Raw genomic sequence first — 303 nt, 5'->3', positions numbered from 1 at the left:
CCATGCACGACGACCTCGCGGGTTGTCCTGGCTGCGACGACGTCCAGGTCCGCGAGGGTGGCGTTGGAGTTGAAGGGCCTCGCGCCGTGAAGCAGGTAGTGGTCGCCGTGGTCGACGGGGTGGGCGCGGTTGCCCGGGAGCTCGGACCCGGCGACCTCGAGCGGCTCGGCGTCGTTGACCCTTGGCTGGCCGGACAGCTGACGGCAGCGGAAGGGCAGGGCCCGGTAGTGCGCGGGTGCCCCGTTCGGGCACCGCTGGAGTTGCGAGACGGTCAGCGAGGTGTGCGGGGCCGGCAGCACGGTC

General features: G+C 72.6%; 1 pseudogene. It reads right to left on the bottom strand.

Going from position 1 to position 303, the window contains the following annotated elements:
* Nucleotides 1-303, bottom strand: a pseudogene (locus UK12_RS42685) (hypothetical protein); the annotation flags it as partial.

The sequence above is a fragment of the Saccharothrix sp. ST-888 genome (assembly GCF_000955975.1).
GTDB lineage: Bacteria > Actinomycetota > Actinomycetes > Streptomycetales > Streptomycetaceae > Kitasatospora.
Note: the sequence above shows the minus strand (reverse complement) of the source record. Positions and strands in the feature narration are given on the sequence as shown.